This window comes from Dyadobacter flavalbus (assembly GCF_006149045.1).
GTDB lineage: Bacteria > Bacteroidota > Bacteroidia > Cytophagales > Spirosomataceae > Dyadobacter > Dyadobacter flavalbus.
On the sequence record NZ_VBSN01000058.1, the window covers coordinates 1 to 7149 of the forward strand.

Genomic DNA, 7149 nt, shown 5'->3' on the forward strand with positions numbered 1-7149 from the left:
GATTTTTCTGACTTATCGATTATTACTGAAGACCAGTTCGATCAGATTCAAAAGTTGTCTTATGATTTGATTGTAGTTGATACTCCACCATACTTATCAAGTCGTTTGCCTGAGCTTTTTAAAATATCCGACTATGTTTTAGTACCTACAAAAGCTGGCTTTTTTGATGTTATGGCAATTCGTTCTACGTTGCAGTTGATTGAAGAAGCAAGAAAGAAACATCATTCTTTAAAGTCAGGTATTGTACTGAATATGGTTAAGCCTCGTTCTGGTGTTACAAGTGAAGTCCAGGAGCTACTGAAAACTTTATCCATTCCTTTACTGGAAACTATTATACATGACCGGGTAAGTTTTACTCGGTCGCCTTTAACGGGAGGAGTACTAAACGGAGAAGATCCCAAAGCCAAAGAAGAGATTACTTCATTAGCAGAAGAAATAGTAGAAGCAATTTCCTAAAATAATGAAGATTATGTAAATGCATATTACATAAATACATATTTTTGCATTTACATAAATACATAAATGTAGATGTTATATGGGTAATGATTATAAAGAACGGATGGGTGGATTAGCTAACCGGTTAAAGTCAGAGCAACCAAAAATGCCTATTCAAGAAGTGAAGCCAGTATCAAAAGAGGAAGCTAAAATTGCAACTGCTCAGCTAAATGTTTGGATATCTAAAGACTTAGTAAAGCGGATGAAGTCTTATGGTATAGAGAATGAGTTGTCATTAAAGGATATTACTACTCAGGCCATTGAAGCTTATTTAAAAGAAGCTGTATCTACAAATTAATTGTAATTGCTTAAATACTATTATAACAATGAACATACAATTTTTAGCTAACAATCAAGGTAAGATAACGGCCGTTCAGCTGCCAATAAAAGACTGGAAAGAATTGGAACGTAAAGCAGAAGCTTACGATCTAGCAGCTAGTATCCGGACTGGTTTAAAGGAAGTAGAATTAATCGAAATGGGAGAAGTAAAGCCAAAGTCTTTAGAAGATTTATTGAATGAGCTTTAGTATAATTGCTACTCCTAATTTTGAGCGAGAACTCAAAAAGATTGCTAAAAAGTACCCTTCTTTAAAATCAGACCTTTTGCAATTACAAAGAAGTTTACTAGAAAATCCTATGCAAGGAGATGAGGTTTTTAAGAATTGCTATAAGGTTCGCTTTGCAATTAAGAGCAAGGGACGAGGTAAGAGTGGAGGTGGACGTTTGATTACCTATGTTAAAGTTCAGCGAGAATCCATTTACTTATTATCTATTTACGACAAGTCCGAGAAAGATACTATTCCAGATGAGATGATCCGTTATTTACTTCGTGATATCTCCTAGGTTGTTATTATAAAATCAAACTGGAGAACAGCCATAAAGCGATTATTGAACAGAAATAGATAAAAACATCCATTATAACTCCATTATAGAACAGAATTAAATCAAATAAAGAACCCAGTTAAAATCAGCCAAGATCAAACAACTTAAAACCCTTGTGTCATCCTGATATCTCCCTGTAAGCCCCTTAATTCACAGCATCTAGCTATTTCTCTCTTGCAATTCACCTATATTCTGAAGAAAATTTATCATTCTTTTTCCTTTCCCACTTGTTCTATTTATAGAAGCAAGAAGGAATTACGCTGTGCGATAATTCATTCTTGCTCTGCGAGGCTAAAATATTGATATTCAGTTTATTAAATATTTATATGAACATTATTAGTATATAATAAATATATTTTAAGACTTAATATTGCCTATATGGACTTAAATAGCTTATTTGAGTATATCAAAAGATATATTAAGCTATGGAAAAGAAGTATAATAAGTCGGTCCGTTTTACAGAGGCAACCGATGAGAAATTCGGTAAAATCGCCGAGAAGCTGGGGCGCAGCAAGCAGGATCTGCTTGCTGAGATGGTCGACTATTTTTACAAATCCAAGAAAGACCCATCAGATTTGAGCGACGAGCTTTTAAAGAAAGAGCTTGGGCAAGGCATTAACCGGATCATCAGCTTTGTCAAAGTCCAGGAGAAAGATATCCTAGCGCCTATGCTTGCTGAGCAAAAGCTTCAGCACGAGCAATTCCGTAAGCAGTCAAGGCTGCTGCGGTTTTATTTTGGTGAAAATGAAGATCAACAAGTAGCAGGTCATTTTATGGAAATGGTCCGTCTTCTACACAAGGATTCAAAAGCTTCGCTGACAGCACAGGGAAAGACCAGTGGACTAGTAGAAACACTGCTGGCAGAAGTAAAGAATTTCCAGGGTACTATTTCAGATTTGCGAAAGGAAAAGGACCGCATACGGAGTCATTTTGTCCTTCTTTTTGAGAATTATATACGTGAGCGTGAAGATCTGAATTCGGTACTGAATTCCTTTGGAAGTTCGGCAGCCGTTAAAAAGCTCCAGGATGAAACCCGGAGCCAATTCAAATCTATCTGATATGGCACATGTTAATATTACCGCCAGTGAAACGGGCGGCAATACCGGCAGCTGCGGGCAGCTGACCGATTACCTGGAAAAGGAAAACCAGAAGCTGGGCAAAAAAGAGTTGTGGTTTGACCAGGGGTGTGATGATATCGGGCCTGACCAGGTTAAAATCGGGATCGATCAGAATGTGGCCAAGCTTAAAAAGACCGAAGCCAAGTTTTACCTGATTAATATCAGCCCTTCTGGAAAGGAGCTCGACCATATTGGCAATGATCCGCAAAAGCTGAAAGTATTTGCGCGTGAAGTAATGAAAGAGTATGCAGAGAATTTTAATAAAGGGCTATCTGAGCAGGATATCAAGTACTACGGCAAGATCGAGTACAACCGTTATTACACCCATGAAGATCCGGAAGTAAAGCAGGGCCTCCGCAGGCGCGGCGAAGCAAAGGAAGGGAGCCACATGCATGCGCAGTTGATCGTGAGCCGCAAGACGGCAGACAACGGCCGGCTAATTAGCCCCATGACCAACCACCAGGGGAGCAATGCTAGTCACAGCCAGAAATTTGGGCAGTTTAACCGGCTGGATTTTACAGAGCGCTGCGAGAAAGCTTTTGACCGAACGTTTGGCTATGAACGTGAGCTATCTGAAATGTTCCAGTACCGGAAGGTAATGCTTAACGGGACTGCCATGCAGCGCGCCGATATGATTGTGGCCGAGCGGCGCCACCAAGAAAAACAAGCCAAAGAGCAGAGCCAGGCTGTCGAGCAGAACAAAAGGGAAAAGAAAGAGCTGGTGCAGCAGCCGGAAGTCAGGCCACACCAGGAACAGCAGAAAAAGAGAGGTTTTGGTTTTGGTATGTGAAAATATAGGGTGCTAGTCAGCAATCTGGAATGATTTTTTTACAGGCGGTGAATTTTCTTAATCAGCCGGATCATGAATGAAAAACAACTAATTGAAATCAGAAATGATTTGCATTTAATTGAAAATCAGTTAAATAGACTTCGGAAGTATGCTTTTAACGGTACAGTTCTGAAAGCAGCTTATCATTCAGGAATATTGCAGGATATGATAACATTGCTAGGTGAATCTACAATTGAACTTCAAAGGTTATCTGATTTGAAAAATGCAAATATGGATACCTCTAACCAAGGACCAGAAGCAGGACAAATCCCAGAAACCTACCGGTGAGTTTTTATAACGGATTTTATGTTAAACAACAAAACACAGAACAAGAGGGTAGCTAGGCTTTTGGCGAAGTTCTTGAGATTGTACAAGTAAGTGGGGCTCTGCCGTTGTGTCCCTAATCTGCCCAGGCAAAGCCGTCTCACCTTCGAGGGTTTTTTGAGAACATATATCAAACATAAAAAAGGTGAAAGACTATTTGAAAAGAGGTATTCAGTCTTTATATTTATGCTGTTATCCAACTACTTATTTAATTAGTATGACCATATTCACTTCATTGTTTGGACTCGGAAATCAGGAGCTTTTTCTGATTTCGATTTTAATCCTATTTTACTCGGTTGTGATATGGACGATCGTCGATCTATTTTCTAATAAAGATCTAGCCGCCCTCCCAAAATTACTCTGGCTAATTGTAATTCTTTTCTTCCCATTTCTAGGAACGCTGATTTACTTATATTACGGGAGGTCAGCGCAACATTTGTCGAACCAACGGTAAGGGCGTATCTACGCCAGTATCTTGAGTTTCTGGGCGAAGAAACCTCATAGTGCCCGTTTCACAAACGTCCGTTTTTTGCGACTGACGCCGACCATGATCTGAATGTCTTACACGACGTAAAAAGTGTATTAATTTGTTATCTCACAAATCAATATATTACTTATAACTGTGCACCTGAGTTAATGAGACAATGCTACTCAATCTAAATCTTATTGTCTAGGAGTGCATGCATTCCATTTTGGCTATATTTGCTTAAAAAGAGAAATGCTCAATTTTATCATAGACACCGAAGATAAGCGCATTATTGAGGCGGCCAGAGCCTTGTAAAAGGGTATGGCATGTTTCTACTCAGAAAAGCGTGAAAGAGTCCTTACAGCGCTTCTTTTGTAAAAAAGGTTAAAAAGGCCAAAACCCGTATTGCAAAAGGGAGTTAATCGAAGTAGACCCAGAAAACTTATGGAAAAGTATAGAGTCCGGATTGAAGCAGCAGCAGAAGATCTAATTAATCCAAGTAGCCAAGTATTAGAAAAATGAGAGCAGTGTAAAAATTGTGGAATGTTCACTTCCCATTTTATTTTGGAGCTTTTCTTCCCTTTTAGCTATTTCTTCATTGTGTAGCCTTTATCTATTCATCTGTCTCAAAAAACGAAAGTTGATAAAAAACTTTTTAAGATTCTAGCAATGTCTGAATAGAGTCCAATATCGTTAGTAGAATTAAATGAATTTAAGGTATGAAAGTGCAACTTTTCTATATAGGCATCTCATTTTTTATATCCTTAATATTTCTGTATTTGGTTTTAGGTTCGGCTAGTGCGTTCAATCTAATACCCTACCAATTAAACCGATCATTTGGTTCACCAAGATTCGAGTATAACTTCATTTTGATTTTTGACATCATTTTTTCAATATTAGTTTTTATCACCTCCTATTATTTATTAAGGAAGCTAAACAATAAAAAGTTATAAAATGGCTAAAATTTTGTCTTATACAAAAGGATACTACATGTTCGAAATTTTATCTATAAAATTGTCTAAAAAACGAAGGTGGCTGGCTGTTGCACAACCGCCAGGATCTACATGGCATATAATATTTGGTTATATTCTAAGTTTCCTTTTCCTTCAGTTACTTGCTTTATCTAAGTTAAAATTGCTGTTTTTGCTACCGAATGCCTAATATTTTGAGTAAAAGCCCAGCAGGGTTCTTAGCGGCTTTAACCTTACCTGTTTTTAAATCATAGTTAAATTTAAATAATGCTTCTGTAAGAGGTTTCTCAGCTAAAATTTGCTGAACAATCTTTATGTCTTTTATCCCCAAATCATTTAGGATTTGCTGGGCATTTTGCTGACGTATATCTTCTATTGGTTGATCAAAAAGAATGGGTAGCAGTTCAGGTGTCTGAGAATGGATGTAAAATCGAATGCTTTGAAAAGATCTTCCTTGCTTGATTAAGTTGTAACTGATTTTCAAGTCCGTATGTTTATTAATTTGACGGACAGCAATATCTAAAACAAACTTTTTGAAGTCACTAATTCTCTCGAACTGTTCATTGCTTTTACCAGTAGGATCTTTCAGCTTCAGCATAATTTTTAATTCTTCAAGATCATATGCTTTTGTCTCTCCAATATCCTTCCACTGGCTAGAGAGCTGATATATTCGCTTAGCATATTTGCTGGAAAGCTTCAAAGCAGAATGCAATTGAAAGGAAGTGAAATTATCTTTTAGCTCAAACAAAAATGGTCGGATATCTTCTGAAAGCTTAATTTTTAGAAATCCTTGTCCAGTCATGTATTCTACTTTTTGGAACATCCATATTTGTTTATAGCTGTTTGATGTGTTAATCTCAAACATACGAGACCCCATATCTGCTGTAGCTTCGCGCAGCTGTTGATAATTCCAGGTTCGACCAGTTATAAATTCAACTTCGTTAACATATATCTGATACTCCTGATTATAGGTGTCTTCCTTTTTGATTTTAGAAAGTAAGTAAAAGAGAATATCTAATTGACAAGCAGAGTAATCAAACCGGGCTGTAGTAATAGCATTGTGCTGCCTGATCTCGGGTGAATTTTCCTTTTTCATAAAGCAAATTTTATTACAAATAAGTTAAAAACGAGTGATAAAAACAAGTATCGTTTTTATCACTCGTTTTTAACTTATAAAAACTCGTTTTTTAACTTATAAAAACTCGTTTTTAACTTATAAAAACTCGTTTTTAACTTATAAAAACTCGTTTTTAACTTATAAAAACTCGTTTTTAAACGATGCAACATACTGATATATAAATAGTTAAGACCCCCTGCAAATAAAACAAATAATTAAAATACACAAATTGTGATGTGAAAAAATATCATTTAAGGCTAGGATTAATCCGTAAGCCAAAACATAAAATCAAAAAAGAACAAAATCAGCAAAAGCAAATTTAAACAGAGCGCGCGGCAACTAATAAATTAGTTATAGCTTATGAAAAGTGGTTTGTTTACAATCAATTTGAAATGAAGAAAAAGTAAGGTACGTATGATCAGGTTTGCAATTCCTGCCGTCAATTGTATTGCAATATTTATCGAGCCTCGTATATACAAAACCGATTGCCATGTCAGTACCAACAAAAATAAATTTCAATCATCCACTGATTAGGAGGTCATTTGCCAAAAATTATTCATTAAATCAGCTTTTTACTATAAATACATAAATCTATAATTCTATAAATATGTATTTATGTATTTAGTTTTGGAATTATGTAATAGTATAATTTATAATTCTAGTAAATTTGGCTATGGCAAAAATCATTACCATAGCCCATCAGAAAGGCGGTGTAGGAAAAAGTACACTAGCTTTAAATCTGGCTATTTGCTTTCAGGAAGAGTTATCAGTTGCTTTAGTAGACATTGATGTGCAAGGAAGTATTGCAGATCTAAAAAACGATTTTTCTGACTTATCGATTATTACTGAAGACCAGTTCGATCAGATTCAAAAGTTGTCTTATGATTTGATTGTAGTTGATACTCCACCATACTTATCAAGTCGTTTGCCTGAGCTTTTTAAAATAT

At 36.3% G+C, this 7149-nt stretch carries 10 protein-coding genes; 9 read left to right on the forward strand and 1 reads right to left on the reverse strand.

Annotation, left to right across the window (positions count from 1 at the left end):
- The 8 genes from FEM33_RS19065 to FEM33_RS27105 all read left to right on the forward strand — a co-directional run.
- On the forward strand, positions 1-456 hold a 456-nt coding region (locus FEM33_RS19065; RefSeq protein ID WP_139013592.1), incomplete at its 5' end, for a ParA family protein.
- Between the two features lie 79 nt (positions 457-535).
- On the forward strand, positions 536-793 hold the full coding sequence (locus FEM33_RS19070; protein WP_139013593.1) for a hypothetical protein: 258 nt from the start codon (positions 536-538) through the stop codon (positions 791-793).
- Positions 794-821: 28 nt separating this feature from the next.
- The gene (locus FEM33_RS19075) at positions 822-1022 is read left to right on the forward strand and encodes a hypothetical protein (protein WP_139013594.1); all 201 of its coding nucleotides are present in this window, start codon (positions 822-824) and stop codon (positions 1020-1022) included.
- The gene (locus tag FEM33_RS19080; protein WP_138280685.1) at positions 1012-1338 is read left to right on the forward strand and encodes a hypothetical protein; all 327 of its coding nucleotides are present in this window, start codon (positions 1012-1014) and stop codon (positions 1336-1338) included. The genes FEM33_RS19075 and FEM33_RS19080 overlap by 11 nt, the downstream gene beginning before the upstream one ends.
- 464 nt (positions 1339-1802) lie before the next feature.
- On the forward strand, positions 1803-2435 hold the full coding sequence (locus FEM33_RS19085; protein ID WP_139013595.1) for a BfmA/BtgA family mobilization protein: 633 nt from the start codon (positions 1803-1805) through the stop codon (positions 2433-2435).
- A gap of 1 nt (position 2436) precedes the next feature.
- The gene (locus FEM33_RS19090) at positions 2437-3285 is read left to right on the forward strand and encodes a DUF5712 family protein (protein ID WP_139013596.1); all 849 of its coding nucleotides are present in this window, start codon (positions 2437-2439) and stop codon (positions 3283-3285) included.
- A 72-nt stretch (positions 3286-3357) separates the two neighbouring features.
- Positions 3358-3612 (forward strand): hypothetical protein, encoded by a 255-nt coding sequence (locus FEM33_RS19095; RefSeq protein ID WP_139013597.1) that lies wholly within the window; start codon positions 3358-3360, stop codon positions 3610-3612.
- Between the two features lie 253 nt (positions 3613-3865).
- On the forward strand, positions 3866-4102 hold the full coding sequence (locus tag FEM33_RS27105; RefSeq protein WP_374756441.1) for a PLDc N-terminal domain-containing protein: 237 nt from the start codon (positions 3866-3868) through the stop codon (positions 4100-4102).
- A gap of 1158 nt (positions 4103-5260) precedes the next feature.
- Here FEM33_RS27105 and FEM33_RS19105 read toward each other — a convergent pair.
- Complete coding sequence (locus FEM33_RS19105; RefSeq protein WP_139013599.1) at positions 5261-6181, reverse strand: replication initiation protein; 921 nt, start codon at positions 6179-6181, stop codon at positions 5261-5263.
- Positions 6182-6875: 694 nt separating this feature from the next.
- Between FEM33_RS19105 and FEM33_RS19110 the strand changes: the two genes are divergently transcribed.
- Positions 6876-7149: ParA family protein (locus tag FEM33_RS19110; RefSeq protein ID WP_139013600.1), on the forward strand; the 274-nt coding region annotated here is incomplete at its 3' end.